Annotated in this window: 21 protein-coding genes; 15 read left to right on the top strand and 6 right to left on the bottom strand. The window is 73.6% G+C overall.

Going from position 1 to position 25,297, the window contains the following annotated elements:
- The first annotated feature begins 19 nt into the window (after nucleotides 1–19).
- Nucleotides 20–934 carry a hypothetical protein gene (locus ACFYZR_RS09730; protein WP_391907512.1) on the top strand — a complete coding sequence of 305 codons (915 nt, stop codon included), beginning with the start codon at nucleotides 20–22 and terminating at the stop codon, nucleotides 932–934.
- On the opposite strand, the gene ACFYZR_RS09725 is transcribed toward ACFYZR_RS09730, so the two are convergent.
- Nucleotides 880–1,494: an NADAR family protein gene (locus tag ACFYZR_RS09725; RefSeq protein ID WP_391907509.1), complete on the bottom strand. Its 615-nt coding sequence runs from the start codon at nucleotides 1,492–1,494 to the stop codon at nucleotides 880–882. The two genes, ACFYZR_RS09730 and ACFYZR_RS09725, sit on opposite strands and share 55 nt — an antisense overlap.
- Nucleotides 1,495–1,853: 359 nt before the next feature.
- Here ACFYZR_RS09725 and ACFYZR_RS09720 point away from each other — a divergent pair, with 359 nt between their 5' ends.
- From ACFYZR_RS09720 to ACFYZR_RS09705, 4 genes are read left to right on the top strand one after another with little or no spacing between them, the layout of a single operon-like run.
- On the top strand, nucleotides 1,854–3,053 hold the full coding sequence (locus ACFYZR_RS09720; protein WP_391907506.1) for an ABC transporter ATP-binding protein: 1,200 nt from the start codon (nucleotides 1,854–1,856) through the stop codon (nucleotides 3,051–3,053).
- Nucleotides 3,054–3,055: 2 nt separating this feature from the next.
- A complete protein-coding gene (locus ACFYZR_RS09715) occupies nucleotides 3,056–3,985 on the top strand; it encodes an ABC transporter permease (protein WP_391908519.1) in 930 nt (309 codons plus the stop codon).
- Complete coding sequence (locus ACFYZR_RS09710; protein WP_391907504.1) at nucleotides 3,985–4,791, top strand: ABC transporter permease; 807 nt, start codon at nucleotides 3,985–3,987, stop codon at nucleotides 4,789–4,791. The genes ACFYZR_RS09715 and ACFYZR_RS09710 overlap by 1 nt, the downstream gene beginning before the upstream one ends.
- Nucleotides 4,792–4,796: 5 nt before the next feature.
- Nucleotides 4,797–6,236: an NAD(P)/FAD-dependent oxidoreductase gene (locus tag ACFYZR_RS09705; protein ID WP_391907501.1), complete on the top strand. Its 1,440-nt coding sequence runs from the start codon at nucleotides 4,797–4,799 to the stop codon at nucleotides 6,234–6,236.
- 54 nt (nucleotides 6,237–6,290) lie between these two features.
- Here ACFYZR_RS09705 and ACFYZR_RS09700 read toward each other — a convergent pair whose 3' ends face one another.
- The gene (locus ACFYZR_RS09700) at nucleotides 6,291–6,887 is read right to left on the bottom strand and encodes a phosphatase PAP2 family protein (RefSeq protein ID WP_391907498.1); all 597 of its coding nucleotides are present in this window, start codon (nucleotides 6,885–6,887) and stop codon (nucleotides 6,291–6,293) included.
- Between the two features lie 330 nt (nucleotides 6,888–7,217).
- Nucleotides 7,218–8,570, bottom strand: coding sequence for a 4-aminobutyrate--2-oxoglutarate transaminase (gabT, locus tag ACFYZR_RS09695; RefSeq protein WP_391907496.1), 1,353 nt, complete (start codon nucleotides 8,568–8,570; stop codon nucleotides 7,218–7,220).
- A gap of 189 nt (nucleotides 8,571–8,759) precedes the next feature.
- On the opposite strand from gabT, the gene ACFYZR_RS09690 reads away from it, so the two are divergent.
- From ACFYZR_RS09690 to ACFYZR_RS09650, 9 genes are all read left to right on the top strand, one after another.
- The gene (locus ACFYZR_RS09690; protein WP_391907493.1) at nucleotides 8,760–10,970 is read left to right on the top strand and encodes an ATP-binding protein; all 2,211 of its coding nucleotides are present in this window, start codon (nucleotides 8,760–8,762) and stop codon (nucleotides 10,968–10,970) included.
- A 243-nt stretch (nucleotides 10,971–11,213) separates the two neighbouring features.
- Nucleotides 11,214–12,824: a PucR family transcriptional regulator gene (locus ACFYZR_RS09685; RefSeq protein WP_391907490.1), complete on the top strand. Its 1,611-nt coding sequence runs from the start codon at nucleotides 11,214–11,216 to the stop codon at nucleotides 12,822–12,824.
- Nucleotides 12,825–13,350: 526 nt separating this feature from the next.
- Nucleotides 13,351–14,796, top strand: coding sequence for an aldehyde dehydrogenase family protein (locus ACFYZR_RS09680; RefSeq protein ID WP_391907487.1), 1,446 nt, complete (start codon nucleotides 13,351–13,353; stop codon nucleotides 14,794–14,796).
- Nucleotides 14,797–14,961: 165 nt separating this feature from the next.
- Nucleotides 14,962–16,896 (top strand): acyl-CoA dehydrogenase family protein, encoded by a 1,935-nt coding sequence (locus ACFYZR_RS09675; protein WP_391907485.1) that lies wholly within the window; start codon nucleotides 14,962–14,964, stop codon nucleotides 16,894–16,896.
- Between the two features lie 75 nt (nucleotides 16,897–16,971).
- Nucleotides 16,972–18,246 carry a 1-deoxy-D-xylulose-5-phosphate reductoisomerase gene (gene dxr / locus ACFYZR_RS09670; protein WP_391907482.1) on the top strand — a complete coding sequence of 425 codons (1,275 nt, stop codon included), beginning with the start codon at nucleotides 16,972–16,974 and terminating at the stop codon, nucleotides 18,244–18,246.
- Entirely contained in the window at nucleotides 18,243–19,544 is a 1,302-nt protein-coding gene (locus ACFYZR_RS09665) for a M50 family metallopeptidase (protein WP_391907479.1), read from the top strand. The genes dxr and ACFYZR_RS09665 overlap by 4 nt, the downstream gene beginning before the upstream one ends.
- A 128-nt stretch (nucleotides 19,545–19,672) precedes the next feature.
- Nucleotides 19,673–20,830: a flavodoxin-dependent (E)-4-hydroxy-3-methylbut-2-enyl-diphosphate synthase gene (ispG, locus tag ACFYZR_RS09660; RefSeq protein WP_311614070.1), complete on the top strand. Its 1,158-nt coding sequence runs from the start codon at nucleotides 19,673–19,675 to the stop codon at nucleotides 20,828–20,830.
- A 159-nt stretch (nucleotides 20,831–20,989) separates the two neighbouring features.
- Complete coding sequence (locus tag ACFYZR_RS09655) at nucleotides 20,990–21,835, top strand: GNAT family N-acetyltransferase (RefSeq protein WP_391907476.1); 846 nt, start codon at nucleotides 20,990–20,992, stop codon at nucleotides 21,833–21,835.
- Between the two features lie 36 nt (nucleotides 21,836–21,871).
- Nucleotides 21,872–22,405, top strand: coding sequence for a GNAT family N-acetyltransferase (locus ACFYZR_RS09650; protein WP_391907473.1), 534 nt, complete (start codon nucleotides 21,872–21,874; stop codon nucleotides 22,403–22,405).
- A 125-nt stretch (nucleotides 22,406–22,530) separates the two neighbouring features.
- On the opposite strand, the gene ACFYZR_RS09645 is transcribed toward ACFYZR_RS09650, so the two are convergent.
- From ACFYZR_RS09645 to ACFYZR_RS09635, 3 genes are read right to left on the bottom strand one after another with little or no spacing between them, the layout of a single operon-like run.
- On the bottom strand, nucleotides 22,531–23,469 hold the full coding sequence (locus tag ACFYZR_RS09645; RefSeq protein ID WP_391907470.1) for an aminoglycoside phosphotransferase family protein: 939 nt from the start codon (nucleotides 23,467–23,469) through the stop codon (nucleotides 22,531–22,533).
- A 34-nt stretch (nucleotides 23,470–23,503) separates the two neighbouring features.
- Nucleotides 23,504–23,950: a ferritin-like domain-containing protein gene (locus ACFYZR_RS09640; protein ID WP_391907468.1), complete on the bottom strand. Its 447-nt coding sequence runs from the start codon at nucleotides 23,948–23,950 to the stop codon at nucleotides 23,504–23,506.
- Entirely contained in the window at nucleotides 23,947–24,516 is a 570-nt protein-coding gene (locus tag ACFYZR_RS09635) for a hypothetical protein (RefSeq protein ID WP_391907465.1), read from the bottom strand. The genes ACFYZR_RS09640 and ACFYZR_RS09635 overlap by 4 nt, the downstream gene beginning before the upstream one ends.
- Before the next feature lie 242 nt (nucleotides 24,517–24,758).
- Between ACFYZR_RS09635 and rimP the strand changes: the two genes are divergently transcribed.
- Nucleotides 24,759–25,295, top strand: a complete 537-nt coding sequence (gene rimP / locus ACFYZR_RS09630) for a ribosome maturation factor RimP (RefSeq protein WP_391907463.1) — start codon at nucleotides 24,759–24,761, stop codon at nucleotides 25,293–25,295.
- The last annotated feature ends 2 nt before the right edge of the window (nucleotides 25,296–25,297 follow it).

The following is a 25,297-nucleotide window of genomic DNA, read 5'->3' as shown; positions in this document are numbered from 1 at the left end:
GTACCGAGTGGGGAGGGCCATGTCCGAGAAGGACGACGCGCACGCGCAGCAGGAGCACCGGGACGGCGACCCCTGGGCTCCGCCGGAGCGGCGTGTGCCGCTCGACAAGCCCGGCACGGCGCCGGTGCCGCCGCCCGCGGGGCCCGTTCCCGGACCGTCCGCCTCCAGCGAGTCCGCCCCCGGACCGTCCGCTCCCGGACTGTCCGTTGACGGGCCTGCCGCCGGTCTCCCCGCCGCGCCGCCCGCCCCGGGACCGGCCGCCGGACTCCCCGTGGAGCCGTCCGCGCCGCCCGCGGCCCCGTCCGCTCCGGTCGCCCCGGAGCCGGGCGCCGTGCCTCCCGTGCCCCTCGCGCCCACCGGGCCGGGCACCCCGGGCGCGTACCCGCCCGGTCCGTACGGCTACGCGCAGGCGGGCCTCCCGCCGCAGCCGGGGGCGCCCTACGGCGTGCCGGGCGCGGCCGGACCGTACGCCCAGGGCCCCTACGCCCAGGGCCCCTACGGGCAGACCGCCTATGGCACCGGCCACTACGGCTGGGGCGCCCCGGGCTACGGGCAGGGCTGGCCGCACGCGGCGCGGGTGCCCAACAACGGCCTGGGCGTGGCCTCCCTCGTGCTGGGCGTCATCGGCGTGCTGATGTGCTGGACGATCGTCTTCGGCGTCGTCATCGGAGTGATGGCGATCGTCTTCGGGGCGATCGGCCGGACCAAGGCCAACACCGGTGAGGCGACCAACGGCGGCCAGGCGCTGGTCGGGCTGATCCTGGGCGGGGTGGCGCTGCTGCTGACGGCCGTGATGCTCGTCGTCTTCATCGCCGTGGGGGTGCGCGAGAGCACCGGCCCGGCCGGTGACGACAATCCCGACGACGCCACCTACGGCGCCTATATGGCCGTGCCGCCGGGCCCCGGGCCGCTGCTGCCCGCCGCCAGCCGCTGACGCGCCTCCATCAGGGCGAAACCCAGCAGATTGAGACCGTTCCAGCGGGCCGGATCCCCGGCCCGCTCGTCGTCGGCGGCCAGGCCGATGCCCCACACCCGGTCGAGCGGGCTCGCCTCCACCAGCACCCGGCCCCCGGTGCCCAGCAGATACTCCCTCAGCTCCGGATGCCGCCCGAACTTGTGCACGCTGCCCTCGACGACCAGGGCGTAGTGGTGGCGGCGCCACACCTCCTCGTCGAAGCCGCGCACCGCGCGGCCCGCGTCCTTGGCCTGCTTGGGATGGCCCGCCGCGAGCGCCCGGGCCTCGGCCTCGGCGTCACCGAACAGCCGCGCCTTCCCGGCCATCATCCAGTGCTCCGCCGTCGCGTAGACCGTCCCGTCCACCGTGAACGGCGACGGCCACCACTGGCTGAAGCAGCCGGGCCCGACGGAGCCGTCCCTGCGCGGCCGGTGCCCCCAGAAGTGCACGTACTTCACCCGCTCGCCGCGGGCCACGGCCGCTGTGAGCTCCTCGACCGAGCGCGGCCCGTCGGCGACATCCGCACCTGACTTGATCATGCTGCTTCCTCCCCGTTCCCTGCCTGGCGCCAGTGTGGCGACGGCCACTGACAACGGCCCCGCGCGGGGCAGGGGAGCCGACGAGGGGGCCGCACCGAATCCGTCGTCCCATCAAATGATGGCGACGGAATCCCTTGTCGCAAGCCAATTGCTCTGCCAGGATCGGCAACCAATCCCGTGGGAACCACACCCGCCCCGACGCCCGGGCCCGGTGAGGAGTACGCGATGGACCGACGATCCGGCGCCGCGCGAGGCCGCCCCGGGCCCGAGCGCGGCATGGCCCGTATGAGACCACGTCCCATCGTGTGTCACTGTTACGTGTTCTGCGTCCTCCCCACGAACCCCCTGGACCCACGACCATGACGGCTTTCGCCACGACAGGCAGCAACGGCACCGACGTCCGCCTCACCGGCATCAGCAAGGCGTACGGCGACGTCACCGCCGTGCACCCGCTCGACCTCTCGGTGCCCGCCGGCTCCTTCTTCGCCCTGCTCGGAGCCTCCGGCTGCGGCAAGACCACCACGCTGCGCATGATCGCCGGCCTGGAGGAGCCCACCACCGGCACTGTCGAGCTCGGTGGCCGGGACGTCACCGCCCTGCCCCCGTACAAGCGGCCCGTCAACACCGTCTTCCAGAGCTACGCGCTCTTCCCCCACCTGGACATCTACGAGAACGTCGCCTTCGGCCTGCGCCGGCGCGGCGTCAAGTCCGTCCGCAAGCAGGTCGACGAGATGCTCGACCTCGTCCAGCTCGGCGACTACGCCCGCCGCAAGCCCCAGCAGCTCTCCGGCGGTCAGCAGCAGCGCGTCGCCGTCGCCCGCGCGCTGATCAACCACCCGGACGTCCTCCTCCTCGACGAGCCCCTCGGCGCCCTCGACCTCAAGCTGCGCCGCCAGATGCAGCTGGAGCTCAAGCGCATCCAGACCGAGGTCGGCATCACCTTCATCCACGTCACCCACGACCAGGAGGAAGCCATGACCATGGCCGACACGGTCGCGGTCATGAACGCCGGACGCGTCGAGCAGATGGGCGCCCCCGCCGACCTCTACGAGACCCCGCGCACCACCTTCGTCGCCAACTTCCTCGGCACCTCCAACCTCATCGCCGCCGATGTGGTCGGCACCGGCGACGACGTCCTTCTGCGGGTCTCCGATACCAAACTCACCCTTCCGGGGACACGATGTACAGCCACCGCCCGGGTGGGCGAGAAACTCCTGGTCGGGATACGGCCGGAGAAGATCACGCTCACCCATGCCGACGACGCCGGCACCATCGCCGACGGCCGTAACCGCCTCGCCGGGCGCATCGCGCAGTCCAGCTTCATCGGCGTCTCCACCCAGTACCTCGTCGACAGCCCGGCCGCGTCCGGTCTGTCCGTCTACGAGCAGAACATCGAGCGCGACCCGCGCCTCGTCCCCGGCGCCGACGTGGTCCTGCACTGGAACCCCGACCACGGCTTCGGCCTGGACGCGGCCCAGGCCGTGACCGCCGGAACGCCGGACGAGACCGGCACGGACCTCGTCGAGGCGGGCATCGACGCGCGAGAGGCGGCTACGTGACGATGACGACCACCACCGCCGACCACCCTCCCGCACCCCCCGCCGACAGCGCCCTCCACAAGGCCGTCCTCCGCAGGAAGCGCGTCCCCTACTGGCTGCTGCTCCCCGGCGCCCTCTGGCTGCTCGTCTTCTTCGTGGCCCCCCTGGTCTACCAGGCCTCGACGTCCGTACAGACCGGTTCCCTCGAAGAGGGCTTCAAGGTCACCTGGCACTTCGCCACCTACTGGGACGCCCTGACCGAGTACTACCCGCAGTTCCTGCGCTCCGTCGCCTACTCCGCGACCGCCACCGCGCTCTGCCTCCTGCTGGGCTACCCGCTCGCCTACCTCATCGCCTTCCGCGCGGGCCGCTGGCGCCACGTCCTGATGGTGCTCGTCATCGCGCCGTTCTTCACCAGCTTCCTGATCCGCACCCTCGCCTGGAAGACGATCCTCTCCGACGGCGGCCCCGTCGTCCGCGCCCTCGACGCGCTGCACGTCCTCGCCGTCACCGACGCCCTGGGCGTCACCGAGGGCCACCGTGTGCTCGCCACCCCGCTCGCCGTGGTCTGCGGGCTGACCTACAACTTCCTCCCGTTCATGATCCTGCCGCTCTACACCTCGCTCGAACGCATCGACAGCCGCCTCCACGAGGCCGCCGGCGACCTCTACGCCCGGCCGCTCACCACCTTCCGCAAGGTGACCCTCCCGCTGTCCATGCCGGGCGTCGTCGCCGGCACCCTGCTGACCTTCATCCCCGCCACGGGCGACTACATCAACGCCGAGCTGCTGGGTTCCACCGACCAGAAGATGATCGGCAACGTCATCCAGTCCCAGTTCCTGCGGGTCCTCGACTACCCGACGGCTGCCGCCCTGTCGTTCCTCCTCATGGCCGTGATCCTCGCCGTGGTCACCGTCTACATCCGCAAGTCCGGGACGGAGGAACTGGTCTGATGGCACCTCTGACCCGCCTCGCGCGCGGACTGCGCCGCAACCTGGTCGTGATCGCCGGGCTGGCCACCCTCGCCTTCCTGATCCTGCCCAACGTCGTCGTGACGGTCTTCTCGTTCAACAAGCCGAACGGCCGCTTCAACTACGAGTGGCAGCGTTTCTCCACCGACGCCTGGACCAACCCCTGCGGCGTCGCCGACCTGTGCGGCTCGCTCTCGCTGAGCCTGTGGATCGCCCTCTGGGCGACCGTCGGCGCCACCCTCCTGGGCACCGCGATCGCCTTCGCGCTCGCCCGCTACCGCTTCCGGGCCCGCACCTCCGCAGGCACCCTGGTCTTCCTGCCGATGGCCATGCCCGAGGTCGTCATGGCCGCCTCCCTGGCGACCCTCTTCCTCAACATGGGCGTCAGCTTCGGCTTCTGGACCATCCTCATCGCCCACATCACGTTCTGCCTGAGCTTCGTGGTCACCGCCGTCAAGGCCCGGGTGATGAGCATGGACCCGCGCCTCGAACAGGCCGCCCAGGACCTCTACGCCACCCCCTGGCAGACCTTCCGCAAGGTCACCCTGCCCATCGCCGCCCCCGGCATTGTCGCCGGAGCGCTGCTCTCCTTCGCGCTCTCGTTCGACGACTTCATCATCACCAACTTCAACGCCGGCTCGACCGTCACCTTCCCCATGTACGTCTGGGGCTCCGCACAACGGGGCACACCCGTTCAAATCAATGTCATCGGAACGGCGATGTTCGCCATCGCCGTGTTGTGCGTCCTCGTCGGCCAGCTCGTCGGGAGACGCCCGAGAAGGAGCTGAGAACCATGGCCGTCGGTGCCATACCGCACCAGTCCGGGGGACGCCCCCGGATCCCCGCTGTACGAGCACTCTCCGACGCGACCCCTCGCCCCTACTGGCTCGACGACCCCTCCCGGCCGGAGGCGCTCCCCGCGCTCGTCGGCGACGAGCACTGCGACCTGCTCGTCGTCGGCGGCGGCTACTCGGGCCTGTGGACCGCGCTCCTGGCCAAGGAGCGCGACCCCGGCCGGGACGTCGTCCTCATCGAGGCCCAGGAGACCGGCTGGGCCGCCTCCGGCCGCAACGGCGGCTTCTGTGCCGCCTCCCTCACCCACGGCTGGGCCAACGGCCACGCCCGCTGGCCCGCCGAGCTCCGCACGCTGGAGGAGCTCGGCCACCGCAACCTCGACGGCATCGAGGCCACCCTCGCCCGCCACGGCATCACCTGCGACTTCGAGCGCACCGGCGAGATCGACGTGGCCACCGCCCCCCACCAGGCCCTGGAACTCCGCGAGGCCGCCGCGCGGGCGAAGGCCCTCGGCATCACCGGCCACACCTTCCTCGACCGCGACGCCGTGCGCGCCGAGGCCGACTCCCCGACCTTCCTCGCCGGACTGTGGAACCGCACCGGCGTCGCCATGCTCCACCCCGCCAGGCTCGCCTGGGGCCTCCGGCGCGCCTGCCTCGGCCTCGGCGTACGGATCTACGAGCACACCCCCGGCACCGAGCTCTCCGCCCGCCGCGCCCGACTGGCCGTCCGCACCCCCTACGGCCGGGTCTTCGCCCGCCGCGCCGCGCTCGGCACCAACGCCTTCCCCTGCCTGGTCAAGCGGCTGCGCCCGTACATCGCCCCCGTCTACGACTACGCGCTGATGACCGAGCCGCTCACCGAGGAGCAACTGGCCTCCGTCGGCTGGCGCCGCCGCCAGGGACTCAGCGACAGCGCCAACCACTTCCACTACTTCCGGCTGACCGCGGACAACCGCGTGCTGTGGGGCGGCTACGACATCGTCTACCGCTACGGCGGCGGCGTACGGGCCGAGTACGACCACCACCCGGCCACGTACCAGCGCCTGGCCGAGCACTTCTTCCGCTGCTTCCCGCAACTGGAGGGGGTGCGCTTCTCGCACACCTGGGGCGGTGCCATCGACACCTGCTCCCGTTTCTCCGCCTTCTTCGGCACCGCCCACGGCGGCCGCGTCGCCTACGCGCTGGGCTTCACGGGGCTGGGCGTCGGTGCGACCCGTTTCGGCGCGGACGTCATGCTGGACCTGCTCTCCGGCGCGCGCACCGAGCGTACGGAACTGGAGATGGTCCGCAGCAAGCCCCTCCCGTTCCCGCCGGAGCCGGTCCGGTCGGTGGGCATCGGCATCACGCAGTGGGCGATGGCGCGGGCCGACCGCGACGGCCGCCGCAACCTTTGGCTGAGGGCCATGGACAGGATGGGCCTGGGCTTCGACAGCTGAGCGCTCATGCGACTGCGGGCCGTCGGTGGCTGGTCGCGCAGTTCCCCGCGCCCCTTACGGGGCGCGTTGTGGGCAATCGTCCCGCAGGGCGGGACGGGTGGGCACAACGCGACCACCGGCCTGCGCCCACAGCACGACCCCGGCCAGGCACCACGCCCCGACCACGTCCAGCGGCCAGTGATACCCCTGCCGCACCAGCCCGAGGCCGACCCCAAGGTTGAGCAACACGTACGGCGGTACCCACCACCACGTCCGGAACAGGAGCAGCGCCGCCGCCCCGTACGCCACAGCGGCCGTGGCCGCATGGCCGGAAGGAAAGAACCCGTCATGCGGCCCGGCCCCCATCGCCGGTGGCCCCGCCCGTCCGATCCACCACTTCAGCGGCACGACGAGAGCGGGCACCGCCACCATCGCGAGGGCGGCACCCACCGGCGCCCGCCACAGCCGGTGGCGGGCCACGGAGAAGACGACGGCCGCCAGCAGCACCGGCACCGCCACCACCGTGTTGCCCAGATCGGCCAGGACCTCGGCGACCCCCGACGGCACGGCGCCCGCGCCCACGACCGTGCGTCCCAGCCGCTCGTCGAGGGCGCGCAGCGGCCCGTGCGCGGCGACCTGCCAGGTGACGAGGGCGAAGAGGGCCGTGCACACGGCCGGGAAGAGGAATGCCGACGGCCCCGGAACAGGGGGGGAAGTTCCAGGGCCGCCGGTCCGTCCGGTGGACCGCGCGCCCCGGGGGGTATGGGGCGGGCGACCGTCCGATCGGTGAGGATGTCCGGAGCCGAAGGCTCCAGTGCTGTGCGCGAAGGCACGGCCGGGCCGGCGCCGGGGAAGCGACGGCACGGTCTCGTCCGCAGTCCCCTGCGGACGGGGTGTTTCATTCATCTGAAGAAACCGTACGGCAGCGGCCGGGCGATCCGATAGTCGGATCACCCGTCCACCACCCGCCCCGCACAGGTTCTTCACCGGCTCACAGTGGGCTCAGAGACGCGCGAACGCGCCCTCGATGATGTCGAGGCCCTCGTTGAGCAGGTCCTCGCCGATGACCAGCGGCGGCAGGAAGCGCAGCACGTTGCCGTAGGTGCCGCAGGTGAGGACCAGCAGACCCTCGGCGTGGCAGGCCTTGGCGAGCGCGCCGGCGGCCTCCGGGTTCGGCTCCTTGGTCGCCGGGTCCTTGACCAGCTCGATCGCGATCATCGCGCCGCGGCCGCGGATGTCGCCGATGACCGGGAACTTCTCCTGCATCGCGGCGAGGCGGCCCTTCATGACCTCCTCGATGCGCTTGGCCTTGCCGTTGAGGTCCAGCTCGCGCATGGTCTCGATGGCGCCCAGGGCACCGGCGCAGGCCACCGGGTTGCCGCCGTAGGTGCCGCCCAGGCCGCCCGCGTGCGGCGCGTCCATGATCTCGGCGCGGCCGGTGACGGCGGCCAGCGGCAGACCGCCCGCGATGCCCTTGGCGGTGGTGATCAGGTCGGGGACGATGCCCTCGTCCTCGCAGGCGAACCACTGGCCGGTGCGGCAGAAGCCGGACTGGATCTCGTCGGCGACGAAGACGATGCCGTTGTCGTTGGCGAACTTCACGATCGCCGGGAGGAAGCCCTTGGCCGGCTCGATGAAGCCGCCCTCGCCCAGCACCGGCTCGATGATGATCGCGGCGACGTTCTCGGCGCCGATCTGCTTGGTGATCTGGTCGATGGCCTGGGCGGCGGCCTCGGGGCCGCAGTTCTCCGCGCCGGTCGGCCAGCGGTAGCCGTACGCCACCGGCACCCGGTAGACCTCGGGCGCGAACGGGCCGAAGCCGTGCTTGTACGGCATGTTCTTGGCGGTGAGCGCCATCGTCAGGTTGGTGCGGCCGTGGTAGCCGTGGTCGAAGACGACGACGGCCTGGCGCTTGGTGTACGCACGGGCGATCTTGACGGCGTTCTCGACGGCCTCGGCGCCCGAGTTGAACAGCGCGGACTTCTTGGCGTGGTCGCCCGGGGTCAGCTCGGCGAGCTTCTCGCAGACCTCCACGTAACCCTCGTACGGGGTCACCATGAAACAGGTGTGGGTGAAGTCGGCGAGCTGCGCGGCGGCGCGGCGCACCACGGCCTCGGCGCTGGCGCCGACCGAGGTCACGGCGATGCCCGAGCCGAAGTCGATCAGGCGGTTGCCGTCGACGTCCTCGATGACGCCGCCGCCGGCGCGCGCGGTGAACACCGGCAGGACGGAGCCCACGCCGCCCGCGACCGTTTCGAGGCGGCGGGCCTGGAGCTCGAGCGACTTGGGGCCGGGGATCGCGGTGACGACGCGGCGCTCCTGGGGGAGGGCGGCGCCTCCGGACAGTTCGGTCATGAAGAGCTCCAGGGGGAACGTACGGGCTTTTGCTCGCAGGCTAGGTGGGGCGGCGGGAGCGCGGCATGTTCCGATCGGGAGAAGTGCGCGCGTCCCGTTGTCCGTATCGGACATGGTGTCCCACTAGATTGGGCCGGTCGGAGACTTCAGGCACGCGCGGCGCGACGGCCGGGTGGGGGGCGAGGGGCAGTGAGGGAGACCGAGGGGACCACGGGAGGCGCCAAGGAGGCGCCGGGCGCGCGGGGGGGCCGCCCGCCGCGCCAGGCGGGCCCGCCCACGCCGCCTCCGGCCGGGGCCGCCGCCGTGCCACCGCCCGTGGGGGCCGTCGTGCCACCGCCCGTCGAGGCGGCCGTGCCGCCGCGCCCGGACGCCGCGCCCCCGGACGCCGGGGCCGCCGGCGCCCCGTTCCTGACCTGGCTGCGCACCCCGCGCCCGGACGCGGCGCCCGGCGTGTGGACGTTCGGCCACCGGCCCCGGCCGCCGGAGGAGCCCGACCGGATCCCCGGCCGGCAACTGATCAGCAGCGCGGTGATCTCCCTGCTGTGCGGCTGGCTGCTGTGGTCCCTGCTGTGGAACGGCTACCTCGGCCACTACTGGATCTGGCCGCTGTTCGCCCTGACGCCCGATTCCTGGCGTGAGGAGGGCATGTTCGCCGTCTGGGTCGTCTACGGCTACTACGTCCTGGTCGCCCTCGTCCTCGTCGTCGTCTTCGGCCGGCTCGGCCGCTGGCCCCAGGTCTGGCGCCGCTGGGCCGCGCCCGCCCTGCGCCGCCTGTGGGACGACTCCGGCGACCCCGCGCCGGCCGCTCCCGCCACACCGGACGAGGACCCCGCCGAATGGCCCGGGCTGCGCGCCTCGGGGGCGGGGGCCGCCGCCGACCGGCTGGCGGCGGAGGCCAGGGCCGGGCTGATGAACGACGTCGACCACGCCCGCATCGGGCGCGCCTGGGAGACCGAGCGCGTCCGCCCCGACCGGCTGGCCGCCTTCACCGACGCCGTGGTCAAGCACGGCGCCGCCGCCTGCGCCCACCCCTCCGGGGCGCGCGACCTGCCCGTACGCGCCGCCGTCCACGACCTCGCCACCCGTCAGGTCCGCATCGGCACCGCCATCGACGACGAGCGCAACCCCTATGACCACCGGGGCGTCGGCGCCGCCCTCGACCCCACGTCGCTGGGCACCTCCCTGCTTGCCGTCGGGCCGCCCGGCTGCGGCAAGTCCGCGCGGCTGGTGCGGCCCGTCCTCGAATCGCTGTGCCTCCAGGCGCTCGCCGGGCGCACGGCGGTCGTCGCCGTCGGGGCGGCGGGCGCCGGGCTCGCCCCCGACGACGCCTTCGACATCGTGGTCCGCATCGGACGCCCGGACTCCGCCTACGACCTCGACCTGTACGGCGGTACGGACGATCCCGACGAGGCCGCCGCCGTCCTGGCCGAGGGGCTCGTCGGCGACGTCGTCGCCGGTCTTCCCGGCGACGACGGCCGCCGGGCCGCCACCGCCCTGGCCCAGCTCCTCGGCCCGTTCCGGGCCGCCCACGGCCGCTTCCCGGCCGTCCCCGAACTGCGCGACCTCCTCGACGGCTCCGCCGCCGCGACCGGCGCCCTGCGCACCGCCCTCGCGGCGCGCGGACAGGAGGCGCTCGTCCGCGAACTCGACGCCCGCGAACGCCAGGCGGGACGGCCCGGCGACCCCGGGCCGCTGCTCTCCGACCGGCTCGCCCTCCTGGACCGGCCCGCCTTCGCCGGTTTCTTCGACACCACCCGCCCCGGGCGGAGCTTCTCCCTGCGGACGCTGGAGCACCCGCTGCGCGTCCGGATCGACCTCCCCGAGCGCGGCCACGCCGAGGCGTCCCGGATGCTCGCCCGGCTGATCCTGGCCCAGTTCACGGAGTGCGCCGCGGGCCGCGCCGACCGCTCGCTGTTCGCCTGCCTCGTCCTCGACGACGCCACCCACACCGTCACCCCCGAGTCCGTGCGCGGCCTGGCGCGGCTGCGCTCCGCCCACGCCGGGGCCGTGCTCACCCTGCGCACCCTCGACGACGTCCCCGAGGCGCTGCGCAGCGCCCTGCTGGGCTCCGTCGGCTGCCGGATGGCCTTCTCCGGGGTGACCACCTGGGACGGCGCGCGCTTCGCGGAGGTCTGGGGCAAGGAGTGGGTGGAGACCCGCGACGTCACCGACCGCCAGGTCATCGCCCACGAGCCGCTCACCCGCGTCACCCACGTCGTCCGCCGGGTGATCACGGGCCGGGCCGTCACCGCCCAGTCCGTGACCGTCCGCAAGGTGGAGCGGGAGCGCTGGTCCGCCTCCGAGCTGGCCCACGGCGTGCCCGCCGGGCACGCGGTACTGTCCGTGACGTCCGTACGGGGCGGCAGCACGCCCCCCGTCCTGGTCGACCTGGAGCGCTGAGCGCTCCGCTGGATTTCCGGCTTGTCATCCGCGGGTGCGTTGTGGCCGGTCGCGCCCACGCGGCGTAGCCGCATATCGGCACTGTCCCGCGCCCCTTCGGGGCGCCACCGAACCGTGCCGGACTTCACCGGGCCCGCTCGGCCCCGGGCTCCCGCTTTCTACGCAATGCTCCACTGAGGCAGAATCGGTCACAGCCGTTCATACGGGACGGCACCCTCCTCGCACCGCCCGCCCGAAGGTTCCATGCCCCTCACGCTCGCCGCCCTGGTCAACCACTCCGCGCTCAGGCTCACCGTGCTCGCCGGAGCGGACCGGCTGGACACGCCCGTCCGCTGGGCGCACGTCAGCGAGCTCGCCGACCCCGTGCCGTGGATGGACGGCGGGGAACTGCTGCTGATCACGGCGATGAAGATCGACGCCGCGGACCGGGAGGAGATGCGGCAGTACGTGCGCCGCCTGGTGCGCGCCGGGGTGGTGGGGCTGGGCTTCGCCGTCGGGGTGAACTACGACGAGGTGCCCGGCGCCCTCGTCGAGGCGGCCGCCGAGGAGGGCCTGCCGCTGCTGGAGGTGCCCCGCCGCACCCCGTTCCTCGCCATCACCAAGGCCGTCTCCGCGGCCGTCGCCGCCGACCAGTACCACGCGGTCACGGCGGGCTTCGAGGCCCAGCGCGAGCTGACCCGCGCCGCCCTCGCCCCCGAGGGCCCCGCCGCCCTCCTCGCCCGGCTCGCCGCTCACCTCGGCGGGTGGGCCGCGCTCTACGACGCCTCCGGCGCGGTCGTCGCCGCCGCGCCCGGCTGGGCGGCCCGCCGCGCGGCCCGGCTGGGCGCCGACGTCAAACGGCTGCGGGAGCGGCCCGCGCCAGCCAGCGCCGTCCTCGGCCCGGAGGCCGCCGGGGCGGAGGGCGGCGACCGCGTCGAGCTCCAGTCCCTCGGCACCGGCCGCCGCACGCGCGGCGTCCTCGCCGTCGGCACGGACGCCCCCCTCGGCACCGCCGGGCGCTACGCCGTCAACTCCGCGGTCGCCCTCCTCACCCTGACCACCGAGCGCTCGCGCGCCCTCCAGGACGCGGAGGCGCGGCTGGGCGCGGCGGTGCTGCGGATGCTGCTCGCGGACGAGCCGGGCCACGCGCGGGCCGTCGCGGGGGAGCTGTACGGGGCGCTGCTGGACGAGCCCTTCCGGATGCTGGTGGCGGAGGCCGCCGACACCGACCCGGAGGGCGAGCTCGGCGTGCTCGCCGACACCGCCGAGACCGCGGCGAGCCGGGCGGCCGAGCCGGTGCTCGTGGTGCCGGAGGGGGAACGCGTCGTCGTCCTCGCCCGGGACGGCGGGGCGGCCGTGGCCGCGTGCGTCGCGTACGCCCGCACGGTCGAGGCGCGGCGCGGGGCGGCGGCGCCGGAACGGGACGGGCGAGATGGGGGCGCGGCGCCCGGTGTGGCCGTCGGCCTTTCGGCGCCCACCGGGCCGGCGGCCGCCGGGGCCGCCTTCCACCAGGCCGAACAGGCCCTGTCCGTCGCCCGGCGCCGGGGCCGCGCCCTCGTCGAGCACGAGGAGGTCGCGACCGGCTCGGTCATGCCCCTGCTCGCCGACGACGCGGTACGGGCCTTCGCCGACGGGCTCCTGCGCGCCCTCCACGAGCACGACGCCACCGGGCGCGGCGACCTGGTCGCCTCCCTGCGCGCCTGGCTCGCCCGCCACGGCCAGTGGGACGCGGCCGCCGCCGACCTGGGCGTCCACCGCCACACGCTGCGGTACCGGATGCGGCGGGTGGAGGAGATCCTGGGGCGGTCGCTGGACGACCCGGATGTGCGGATGGAGCTGTGGCTGGCGTTGAAGGCGACGTCGGGTCCTTCGTAGCGGCCCGGCCGGGCACGGTCCGGCACCGCCGGACGCGTTGACGGTGGCTGGTCGCCGTCGCGGCGGGGGAGGAGCCCCAATCCCGCCCCTTCCCGAAACCGGGGGCAAGCCCCCGGGCCCCCGGAGGGCGAGGGGCTCCGCCCCCGCCCGCGAGGCCCGCGAGGCCCGCGAGGCGGTAGCCCCTCGGGCACGCCCCCCGGGGCTCTGGGGCTCTGGGGCTCCGGGGCTCTGGGGGTCCGGGGGTCCGCCCCCAGGTTTCCGGGCGGGGGCGGTAGCCCCTCGCCCTCCGGGGACCGGGGGTCGGGGGGGCGAAGCCCTCCCGGAAACGGTGAAAGGGCGGGACCGGGGCCCTCCCCCCGCCGCGACGGCGATCGGCCACCGTCAAGGATCCCGGCGGTGCCGTGCCCACCCCGCCATACCGGCGCGCTCGCGCCCCCGCGCGCTCCATCACGGACAAGCGACCCGACGGTCGCCCAGCCCTACGGTGAGGGTGCCCCAAATCATCCGCACCCCCCGGAGGAACCCCGTGACCGCTCCCATCGCGTTCTGGCTGGCCGGCCGTGAGGCCACCGGCGAGGAGACCTTCGACGTCACGAACTCCTGGGACGGCCGTCTCGTCGGCACCGTGAGCGTGCCGACCGAGGCGCAGGTCGAGGAGGCCGTGGCGGCCGCGCACGCCGTGCGCGAGGAGTTCGCGGCCACGCCCGCGCACGTCCGCACCGCCGCCCTCGACCACGTCGCCAAGCGGCTCACCGAGCGCACCGAGGAGATCGCCCAGCTGATCTCCGCCGAGAACGGCAAGCCCATCAAGTGGGCCCGCGGCGAGGTCGGCCGCGCCGTCTCCGTGTTCCGCTGGGCCGCCGAGGAGGCCCGCCGCTTCAACGCCGGCGAGGCCCAGCGCCTGGACACCGACGCCGGCGGCACCGGCCGCCTCGCGCTGACCCGCCGCGTCCCGCGCGGCACGGTCCTGGGCATCGCGCCGTTCAACTTCCCGCTCAACCTGAGCGCCCACAAGGTCGCCCCGGCCATCGCCGTCGGCGCCCCGATCATCCTCAAGCCCGCCCCGGCCACCCCCATCTCCTCCCTCGTCCTGGGCGAGATCCTGGCCGAGACCGAGCTGCCCGCCGGTTCCTGGAGCGTCCTGCCGGTCCCGAACGACCGGATGCCCGCCCTGGTCCAGGACGAGCGGCTGCCCGTCATCTCCTTCACCGGCTCCGGCCCGGTCGGCTGGTCGATCCTCGACTCCGTGCCCCGCAAGCACGTCACCCTGGAGCTCGGCGGCAACGGCGCGGCCGTCGTCCTCGCCGACTGGTCCTCCGAGGCGGACCTGGACTGGGCGGCGCAGCGGATCGCCACCTTCTCCAACTACCAGGGCGGCCAGTCCTGCATTTCCGTGCAGCGCGTCATCGCCGACGCCTCGCTCTACGAGCGGCTGCTGCCGAAGGTCGTCGCGGCCGTCGAGGCGCAGGTGACGGGCGACCCGTCCGACGCGTCCACCGACGTCGGCCCGCTGGTCAGCGAGGACGCCGCCAAGCGCGTCGAGTCCTGGGTGGACGAGGCCGTCGCGGCGGGCGCCACCCTGCTCGCCGGCGGCAAGCGCGACGGCGCGACGTACGCCCCGACCGTGCTCGCCGACGTCCCCGCCGGCGTCACCATCGCCTGCGAGGAGGTCTTCGGCCCGGTCCTGACCATCGCCAAGGCCGAGGGCGAGGAGGCGGCCTTCGCGGCCGTCAACGACTCCCCGTACGGCCTCCAGGCCGGTGTCTTCACCCACGACCTGCAGACCGCCTTCCGCGCCCACCGGGCCCTGGAGGTCGGCGGCGTGGTCGTCGGCGACGTCCCGTCCTACCGCGCCGACCAGATGCCGTACGGCGGCGCCAAGCAGTCCGGCGTCGGCCGCGAGGGTGTGCGGTACGCCATGGACGACTACACCTACGAGCGCGTGCTCGTGCTCACCGGCCTCGACCTCTGAGCCTCCGGACGCAAGACGGGCCGCCGTCCCCCACGCGGGGGACGGCGGCCCGTCTTGCGCGGGGGCTGGTAGACCCGGTACAGATCGGGTAGGTACATACGGACGAGTAGCACCGGTCGGTAGTCGACCGGGACCATCACCCCGACTCACGCGGTGAGGTGCCACATGACCGCACCATCCGTACGACCGGTCTCCGAGCGCGAGGCGCGCCAGGTCGCCGAAGCGGCGCGCGAGCAGGACTGGAAGAAACCCAGTTTCGCCAAGGAGCTCTTCCTCGGCCGGTTCCGGCTCGATCTGATCCACCCGCATCCCACCCCCGCGCCGGAGGACGTCCGGCGGGGCGAGGAGTTCCTGGGCAAGCTCCGGGAATTCTGCGAGACCCGGATCGACGGCGCGCGCATCGAGCGCGAGGCGAAGATCCCCGACGAGACGGTCGCCGGGCTCAAGGAGCTCGGCGCCTTCGGCATGAAGATCGACGTCAAGTACGGCGGTCTCGGGCTCAACCACGTCTACTACAACAGGGCCCTCGCCCTTGTCGGCTCCGTGAGCCCCGTCGTCGGCGCGCTGCTCTCCGCGCACCAGTCGATCGGCGTGCCCCAGCCGCTGAAGCTCTTCGGCACGCAGGAGCAGAAGGAGAAGTTCCTGCCGCGCTGCGCGCGCACGGACATCACCGCCTTCCTGCTCACCGAGCCGGACGTGGGCTCCGACCCGGCCCGGCTGGCCACCGCCGCCGTGCCCGACGGGGACGACTACGTCCTCGACGGGGTGAAGCTGTGGACGACCAACGGCGTCGTCGCCGACCTGCTCGTCGTGATGGCGCGGGTGCCGAAGGGCGAGGGCCACAAGGGCGGCATCACCGCCTTCGTCGTCGAGGCGGCCGCCGAGGGCGTCACCGTGGAGAACCGCAACGCCTTCATGGGCCTGCGCGGCATCGAGAACGGCGTCACCCGCTTCCACCAGGTGCGGGTGCCCGCCGCCAACCGGATCGGCCCCGAGGGCGCCGGCCTGAAGATCGCGCTGACCACGCTCAACACCGGCCGGCTGTCCATCCCCGCCATGTGCGCGGCCAGCGGCAAGTGGGCACTGAAGATCGCCCGCGAGTGGTCCTCGGCCCGCGAGCAGTGGGGCAAGCCCATCGCCAAGCACGAGGCCGTCGGCTCGAAGATCTCCTTCATCGCGGCGACCACCTTCGCCCTGGAGGCGATCGTCGACCTGTCCGGCCAGATGGCCGACGAGGAGCGCAACGACATCCGCATCGAGGCCGCCCTCGCCAAGCTCTACGCCAGCGAGATGGCCTGGCTGATGACGGACGAGCTGGTCCAGATCCGCGGCGGCCGGGGCTACGAGACCGCCGACTCGCTCGCCGCCCGGGGGGAGCGCGCGGTCCCCGCCGAGCAGATGCTGCGCGACGCGCGCATCAACCGGATCTTCGAGGGCTCCACCGAGATCATGCACCTGCTGATCGCCCGCGAGGCCGTCGACGCCCACCTCTCCGTGGCCGGCGACCTCATCGACCCGGACAAGTCCCTGGGCGACAAGGCACGGGCCGGCGCCCGCGCGGGCGGCTTCTACGCCCGCTGGCTGCCCAAGCTCGTCGCGGGCCCCGGACAGCTGCCGCGCACCTACTCCGAGTTCCACCCGTCCGGCCACCGCGACCTCTCCGGCCACCTGCGGTACGCCGAGCGGTCCTCGCGCAAGCTCGCCCGCTCCACCTTCTACGCCATGTCCCGCTGGCAGGGCCGCATGGAGACCAAGCAGGGCTTCCTCGGCCGGATCGTCGACATCGGCGCCGAGCTCTTCGCGATGAGCGCCGCCTGCGTCCGCGCCGAGCACCTGCGGCTGCGCGGCGAGAACGGCGCCGAGGCCTACCAGCTCGCCGACGCCTTCTGCCGGCAGTCCCGCATCCGGGTGGAGGAGCTCTTCCGGCGGCTGTGGACCAACACCGACGACCTCGACCGCAAGGTCGTCTCGGGGGTCATGGCCGGGTCGTACGAATGGCTGGAGAGCGGCATCGTGGACCCCAGCGGCGAGGGCCCCTGGATCGCTGATGCCACCCCCGGCCCCTCCAAGGCGGAGAACGTCCACCGCCCGATCCGCTGACCGTCCGCCGGCCCCTCGCGCCGTATCGCCGGACGCCCTGTCGGTGCGCACCGGCGGTACGGCCACAATGGGGGGATGACGGACTGCCTCGCTGACCCCCACCTGCGTTACTCCGCCCCCGGCCGCGACCACGACGGCCCGCGCGAGATCGTGATCCTCGGCTCGACCGGCTCGATCGGCACCCAGGCCATCGACCTGGTGCTGCGCAATCCCGAGCGGTTCACGGTGACCGCGCTGTCCGCCGCCGGCGGCCGGGTGGAGCTCCTCGCCGAGCAGGCGCACAGACTGAGGGTCCGCACGGTGGCCGTCGCCCAGGAGGACAAGGCGCCCGCGCTGCGCGAGGCGCTGGCCGCCCGCTACGGCACCGAGCCGCTGCCGGAGATCCTGGCGGGCCCGGACGCGGCCACCGAGGTGGCCCGTGGCGAGTGCCACACGGTCCTCAACGGCATCACCGGCTCCATCGGCCTGGCCCCCACCCTCGCCGCCCTGGAGGCGGGCCGCACCCTGGCCCTGGCCAACAAGGAGTCGCTGATCGTCGGCGGGCCGCTGGTGAAGGCCCTCGCCAAGCCCGGCCAGATCATCCCGGTCGACTCCGAGCACGCCGCGCTCTTCCAGGCCCTCCTCGGCGGCACCCGCGCCGAGGTCCGCAAGCTGGTCGTCACGGCCTCCGGCGGCCCCTTCCGCGGCCGGACGAAGGCCGAGCTGGCCACCGTCACCCCGAAGGACGCCCTGGCCCACCCCACGTGGTCCATGGGCCCGGTGATCACGATCAACTCCGCGACCCTGGTCAACAAGGGCCTGGAGGTCATCGAGGCCCACCTGCTCTACGACATCCCGTTCGAGCGCATCGAGGTCGTCGTCCACCCGCAGTCGTACGTCCACTCGATGGTGGAGTTCACCGACGGCTCCACCCTCGCGCAGGCAACCCCGCCGGACATGCGCGGCCCCATCGCCATCGGCCTGGGCTGGCCCGAGCGGGTGCCCGACGCCGCCCCCGCCTTCGACTGGTCCAAGGCCTCCACCTGGGAATTCTTCCCGCTCGACGACGAGGCCTTCCCGTCCGTGGGCCTGGCCCGGCACGTCGGCACGCTCGGCGGGACCGCCCCGGCCGTCTTCAACGCAGCGAACGAGGAGTGCGTCGACGCGTTCCTGAGCGGACACCTGCCGTTCAATGGGATCGTGGACACCGTCGCCGAGGTGGTCGCGGAACACGGCACCCCCGCCGTGGGAACTCGCCTGACCCTCTCGGACGTCCTGGAGGCGGAGACCTGGGCCCGTGCCCGGGCCCGTGAACTGGCGGCCCGCACGGGCGGCCGTACGGCGAAAGCGACCTCGGAGGCCCGCGCATGACGATACTGATGACGGTCCTCGGGATAGTCGTCTTCGTGGTGGGCCTGCTCTTCTCCATCGCCTGGCACGAGCTGGGCCACCTGTCCACGGCGAAGATGTTCGGCATCCGTGTGCCGCAGTACATGGTCGGCTTCGGGCCGACGCTGTGGTCGCGGAAGAAGGGCGAGACCGAGTACGGGATCAAGGCCGTCCCGCTCGGCGGCTACATCCGCATGATCGGCATGTTCCCGCCCGGCGAGGACGGCCGGATAAGCGCCCGCTCCACCTCCCCCTGGCGCGGCATGATCGAGGACGCCCGCTCGGCCGCGTACGAGGAGCTCCAGCCGGGCGACGAGACCCGGATGTTCTACACGCGCAAGCCCTGGAAGCGCGTGATCGTGATGTTCGCCGGCCCGTTCATGAACCTGGTCCTGGCCGTCGCGATCTTCCTCGGCGTGATGATGTCCTTCGGCGTCAACACCCAGACGACCACCGTCTCGGCCGTCTCGGACTGCGTGGTCTCCGCCAGCGCCGCCACCGACAAGTGCCCCAAGGGCGCCAAGGACTCCCCGGCCAAGGCGGCCGGCCTCCAGCCCAAGGACCGGATCGTCGCCTTCGACGGCCACAAGGTCGACGGCTGGACCACCCTCCAGAAGGAGATCCGCAAGACCACCGGACCGGCCACGATCACCGTCGTCCGCGACGGCGTCGAGAAGACCCTCCACGCGGACCTCATCTCCAACCAGGTCCAGAAGTACGACGGCAAGGGCACGCCCATCAAGGGCGAGTACGTCACCGCGGGCTTCCTCGGCTTCACCCCGGCCTCGGGCGTCGTCCAGCAGTCCTTCGGCCAGTCCGTCGACCGCATGGGCGACATGGTCCAGTCCGGCGTGGAGTCGCTGATCGCCCTGCCCGGCAAGATCCCGGACCTGTGGAACGCGGCCTTCGACGGCGGCGAGCGCAAGCCCGACTCGCCCATGGGCGTGGTCGGCGCGGCCCGCGTCGGCGGTGAGGTGTTCAACCTCGACATCCCGCCGTCGCAGCAGATCGCGACCATGCTCTTCCTGGTCGCCGGCTTCAACCTCTCGCTGTTCCTCTTCAACATGCTGCCGCTGCTCCCGCTGGACGGCGGGCACATCGCGGGCGCCCTGTGGGAGTCGGTCCGGCGCAATCTCGCCAAGGTCTTCCGCCGGCCGGACCCCGGTCCGTTCGACGTGGCGAAGCTGATGCCGGTGGCGTACGTGGTGGCGGGCATCTTCGTCTGCTTCACGCTGCTGGTGCTGATCGCGGACGTGGTGAACCCGGTGCGGCTGACGTAGGCGCCGGGGCCCGGGGCGCCGCCCCGGGCCCCGGTGGATGTGCCCCGAAGGGACCGCGTGCCGTAACCTCGGATGCCGGAGCCCGCCGATCTCGGGACCATGATTCAAACCTTGGGGTTGCTCGCCAGATGACAGCGATTTCGCTTGGAATGCCTTCCGTTCCGACCAAGCTCGCCGACCGCCGGGTCAGCCGCAAGATCCAGGTCGGCTCCGTGGCCGTCGGCGGCGACGCCCCCGTCTCGGTCCAGTCGATGACGACGACCCGCACCTCCGACATCGGCGCCACCCTCCAGCAGATCGCCGAGCTGACCGCCTCCGGCTGCCAGATCGTCCGCGTCGCCTGCCCGACCCAGGACGACGCCGACGCCCTGCCGATCATCGCGAGGAAGTCGCAGATCCCGGTCATCGCCGACATCCACTTCCAGCCGAAGTACGTCTTCGCCGCCATCGACGCCGGCTGCGCCGCCGTCCGGGTCAACCCCGGCAACATCAAGCAGTTCGACGACAAGGTCAAGGAGATCGCCAAGGCCGCCGGCGACGCCGGGACCCCGATCCGCATCGGTGTGAACGCCGGCTCGCTGGACCGCCGCCTGCTCCAGAAGTACGGCAAGGCCACCCCCGAGGCGCTGGTCGAGTCCGCCCTCTGGGAGGCGTCCCTCTTCGAGGAGCACGGCTTCCGCGACATCAAGATCTCGGTCAAGCACAACGACCCGGTCGTCATGGTCAACGCCTACCGCCAGCTGGCCGCCCAGTGCGACTACCCGCTGCACCTCGGCGTCACCGAGGCCGGCCCGGCCTTCCAGGGCACCATCAAGTCCGCCGTCGCCTTCGGCGCCCTGCTCTCCGAGGGCATCGGCGACACCATCCGGGTCTCCCTCTCCGCCCCGCCGGCCGAGGAGATCAAGGTCGGCATCCAGATCCTGGAGTCCCTCAACCTCCGCCAGCGCCGCCTGGAGATCGTCTCCTGCCCGTCCTGCGGCCGCGCCCAGGTCGACGTCTACAAGCTGGCCGAGGAGGTCACCGCCGGCCTGGAGGGCATGGAGGTGCCCCTGCGCGTCGCCGTCATGGGCTGTGTCGTCAACGGCCCGGGCGAGGCCCGCGAGGCCGACCTGGGCGTCGCCTCCGGCAACGGCAAGGGCCAGATCTTCGTGAAGGGCGAGGTCATCAAGACCGTCCCCGAGTCGAAGATCGTCGAGACCCTCATCGAGGAGGCGATGAAGATCGCCGAGCAGATGGAGAAGGACGGCGTCGCCTCCGGCGAGCCCACCATCAGCGTCGCGGGCTGACCGCCCGCGCCCCGGCCCCGCCCCGCCCCGCCCCGTCCGCGCACCGGGCGGGGCGGCGCCATATCGGCGGCGCGGCGGGTGGGCGGCGGAGGCGGGAGGTACAGTGCCAGGACCTGATTCCCCCGGCCTCGGGCCCGCGACGGTGAGGCATTCCGACACGTGCTGACGACGACCACCACCAAGGTCCTGGAGCCCGGCGATCTCGACGCCGCCCTCGCCGTCCTCGACCGCGACCCCGTCGCCAACGCCTTCGTCGCAGCCCGGGTCAAGGTCGCCGGCCTCGACCCCTGGCGGCTCGGCGGCGAGATGTGGGGCTGGTACGCGGGCGGCCGCCTCGCGTCCCTCTGCTACGCCGGCGCCAACCTCGTCCCCATCGGCGCGGGTCCCGAGGCCGTACGCGCCTTCGCCGACCGCGCCCGCCGGAGCGGACGCCGCTGTTCCTCCATCGTCGGCCCCGCCCCGGCCACGGCCGAGCTGTGGAGCCTGCTGGAACCCCACTGGGGTCCGGCCCGCGAGGTCCGCGCCCACCAGCCGCTCATGGTCACCCGGACCATGCCCGCCGGGATCGCCCCCGACCCCCTCGTCCGCCGCGTCCGCAAGGACGAGATGGAGACGATCATGCCCGCGTGCGTGGCCATGTTCACCGAGGAGGTCGGCATCTCCCCGCTCGCCGGCGACGGCGGCCTGCTCTACCAGGCACGCGTCGCCGAACTCGTCGGCTCCGGGCGCTCCTTCGCCCGCGTGGAGAACGGCCGCGTCGTCTTCAAGGCCGAGATCGGCGCCGCCACGGACCTGGCGTGCCAGATCCAGGGCGTCTGGGTCGCCCCCGAGCACCGGGGCAAGGGGCTGTCCGTGACCGGCATGGCCGCCGTGCTCGGCTACGCGCTGCGCGAGGTCGCCCCCGTGGTGAGCCTCTACGTCAACGACTACAACACCGCGGCGCGGGCCACCTACCGCCGCGTGGGCTTCCAGGAAGTCGGCGCGTTCATGAGCGTGCTGTTCTGATGAGGCACGGGACCCCGCATGGGTAGCCTCCCGGGCATGGATGACATCGTGGTCGGCCCGCTCGACCTGGCCTCCCGGGTGGACGAGGCGCTGGCCGTCCAGGCCCTCGCCTTCGGGCTGACACCCGAGGAGGTCGACGTCCGGCGCCACATCGTGCTCCGGCACCTCACCTGCCCCGGCGCCCGGGCCCTGGGCGCCACCACGCCCGAGGACCGCCTGGTGGGCTTCGTCTACGGCATGCCCAACGACCGTACGCACTGGTGGTCCACGGTCGTCGAGCCGTATCTGCGCGCCAACGGACTGGACGGCTGGCTCGACGGGGCCTTCGTCATCACCGAGCTCCACGTCCACCCCGCCTACCAGAACCGGCGGATCGGCCGCGCCCTCATCACGACGATCACGGCCGACGCGGAGGAGCCCCGCTCCATCCTCTCCGCCATCGACAAGGAGAGCCCCGCCCGGGCGCTCTACCGCAAACTGGGCTACCGCGACCTGGCCCGCCATGTGGTCTTCCCCAGCGCGGCGAGCCCCTACGCGGTGATGGGGGCTTCGCTGCCCTTGTTGGGGTGAGCCCGGACCGGCCGGGGGTCCGGGGGTTGCCCCCGGGGTACACAGTCCGAGCGCGGCGAGCCCCTACGCGGTGATGGGGGCTTCGCTGCCGCTGCTGGGGTGAGCACGGGCCGCCCCGCGCGGTGTCACAGCAAGTCCGCGAACTCCAGGAGGAGTTCGCCCCGGCCCCGCGCGCCCAGCGACAGCTCCCGCATCCCGGCGGCCGTCGCCCGGAACACCGTCCAGCCGCGCAACCGGTCCGCGTCGACCTCCAGGGACTCCGCCAGCTTCGTCACCCGCCGCCGCGCCGCGGCCGCCGCGCCCGGCGCCGCCAGCAGCGTGTCGAGCCGGTCGCGCACCAGCCACGCCAGGTCGTACGCCCGCTCGCCCACCAGCGGGCGGGGCGCGATCGCCAGCCACGGCACCCGGTCGGCGGCCAGCACGTTGCCCTGGTGGAACTCGCCGTGCAGCAGCACCGCCGGCTCCGCCGGGGCGTCCGCCGTCAGGCCGTCCCGCAGCTCGACGGCCTCGTCGACCAGCCCCCGGGCGTCCGCCGCCCACGGCAGCCCGCGCCACGCGCGCAGCGCCTCGGCCAGCGCCGCCGAGCGGTCGGCCACGGTGGCGAGGGGGTGCTCCCCGGCGGGCGGCGCCACCCACAGCCGCTGGAGCGTCGCCGCCGCCTCCAGCTGCGCCTTCTGCTCGGCCAGCGAGCGCAGGCTGACGTCGGCGTGCAGTCGCTCCAGGAGCAGCGCCCCGCCCTCGGCGTCCACGCGCAGCGGGCGGACGGCCGAGCGGCCGTCCCAGTGGGCGAGCGCGGCGTGCTCGGCCGCGGTGGTGCCGTCGGGCGGGGAGAGCTTGAGCGCGGCGGGCGTGCCGTCGGCCTGCCGGACGAGGATGACCATGCTGGTGCGGCCGCCGGGACACTGCACCCGATCGGGTGTCAGCTCCCAGCGCGTCAGCCACTCCCGGGCGATGCCCGGGAGGTCCGAGAGCCACCGGCGGGCGGCCTCGTCGGCGGCGGGGTCCGCGCCCAGGGTCCGAACCAGCCGTTGCGGCGGTTCGAGGCGGTCGTTCGTGATGGCCATCCCTGAGCGTTCCCTTTCCTGCCTTCTCCGCTGATCAGGCCCGATCGGCGAGCCCAGGGAAGGCTACGCTGCCACCGCTCCAGCGCACCGCCCGGACCGCCGCCTCCCGCAGCCCGGTCGCCGCCTCGGCGCGCAGACTCCCCGTGGCGGCCCGGACGAGATCCGCGTAGACCGCCGTCAGCCGTCGTTCCAGCTCCGCCGCGAGCCGCACCGCCGCCTCCCCGTCCGGTACGGGGAAGGGCAGGGTGTACGCGGCGGCGGCCGCCTCCGGCGCGGCGCCCAGCGCCCGTACCGCGCGGCTCATCGCGTCCCGCCGGGCCCGGTGGGCGTCGTGGGCCTCACGGGCCTCGCCCGCCCGCGTGTCGTCGACACGCCCGCCGACGATCCCGTAGCCGTAGACCGTCGCGTGCTCGGCCGCGAGCGCCGCCTGCGCGGCGGCCACCGTCTCCTGCCGGGCGCGCCCGGCCCCGGCCGCCGTCATGAGCCGCCCTCCGTCAGCAGGTAGGCGTGCGCCGCGCCCGCCGCCGCCACGGAGGCGAGGAGCCGGGCGAGCTCGGGCGGCGCGGAGCCGAGGGCGGCGGTCCGGGTGTCGGCGGTGCGTCGCTCGGCGTCCGCGAGGGCGGCCAGCGCCGCCTTCTCCTCCTCGGGCACCTCGACGCGCGCGGCCGGCGTGGCGGGCGACGCCGAGGAAGCGGATGCGGACGCGGAAGCGGAAGCCGACGGGGACTTCGTCCCAGGAGCGGCGAACGCCTCGGCGTGCCGCGCGACTTCGGCCCGCAGCGGCCGCAGCCGGGCCGTCAGGGCGGTGTGCGCGGCGAGCGTGGCGTCGTACCGCTCCAGCAGCGCGGCGCTGTCCCGCGCCGCACGCTCCCTCAGCCGCGCCGCGCCGGGGGAGCGTTCGGCGGCGTCCGGGTCGCCGGCGGAAGCGGAGGAGCAGGCGGAGAGCAGCGCGCCGGCGCCGCCGGCCAGCAGGGCGGCGGCGCCGCCCGCCAGTACCCTGCGTCTGCGCGGGCCGTTCGCACCCCGCGTCGAAGTCGTGAGCGGCACGTTCCTCTTTCCGCCTTGTGGGCTCTGTGCGGCGCGCCGGGCGCGCCGGCCCGTCGGGGTCCTGGTGGGGCGGGCGTTCCACGGGCCTGGGCCGCAAGTGATCGCCGCACGCGAGCGTACCGGCGCGGGACCCGGCGGCCGTGGACCGGGCACCGAATCGTCAGTCGGCTGCCGGAACAGATAGGCTTTGACCTGACACGCGTCTTTCCCACAACAGCACACGCGGCCGAGGAGTCACCCGGATGAGCACCACCCAGAGCGAGCGGCTGCGCGAGCTGCTGGCCCCTCTCGTGAGCGCGCGGGAGCTGGAGCTGGAAGAGGTCGAGGTGACACCGGCCGGAAAGCGGCGTGTGCTGCGCATCGTGGTCGATTCCGACGAGGGCGTCCAGCTGGACGCGTGCGCGGACCTGAGCCGTGACATCTCCGAGAAGCTCGACGAGACCGATGTGATGGGCGGGGCCCCCTACGTTCTCGAGGTCACCTCTCCGGGTGCCGACCGTCCCCTGACGCAGCACCGGCACTATGTCCGGGCCACCGGCCGGCTGATCAAGGCGCAGCTCGCCGAGGGCGGCGAGCTCGTCGCGCGGATCGTCGCCGTGGACGACGAGGGGCTCGACCTGGAGGTGCCGGGCGTCAAGGGCCGTAAGCCCACCGCCCGCCGCCTGGCCTTCGCCGAGATCGCGAAGGCGCGTGTGGAGATCGAGTTCAACCGCAAGCCGGCCGAGGGCGACGTCCCGGCCGAAGCAGACGAATCCGACGAGATTCAAGAGGAGGCGTAGCC

This window comes from Streptomyces sp. NPDC001678, assembly GCF_042892945.1.
Taxonomy (GTDB): Bacteria; Actinomycetota; Actinomycetes; order Streptomycetales; family Streptomycetaceae; genus Streptomyces.
The sequence above is the reverse complement of the archived record's forward strand: the minus strand, read 5'-3'. Positions and strand labels throughout refer to the sequence as shown.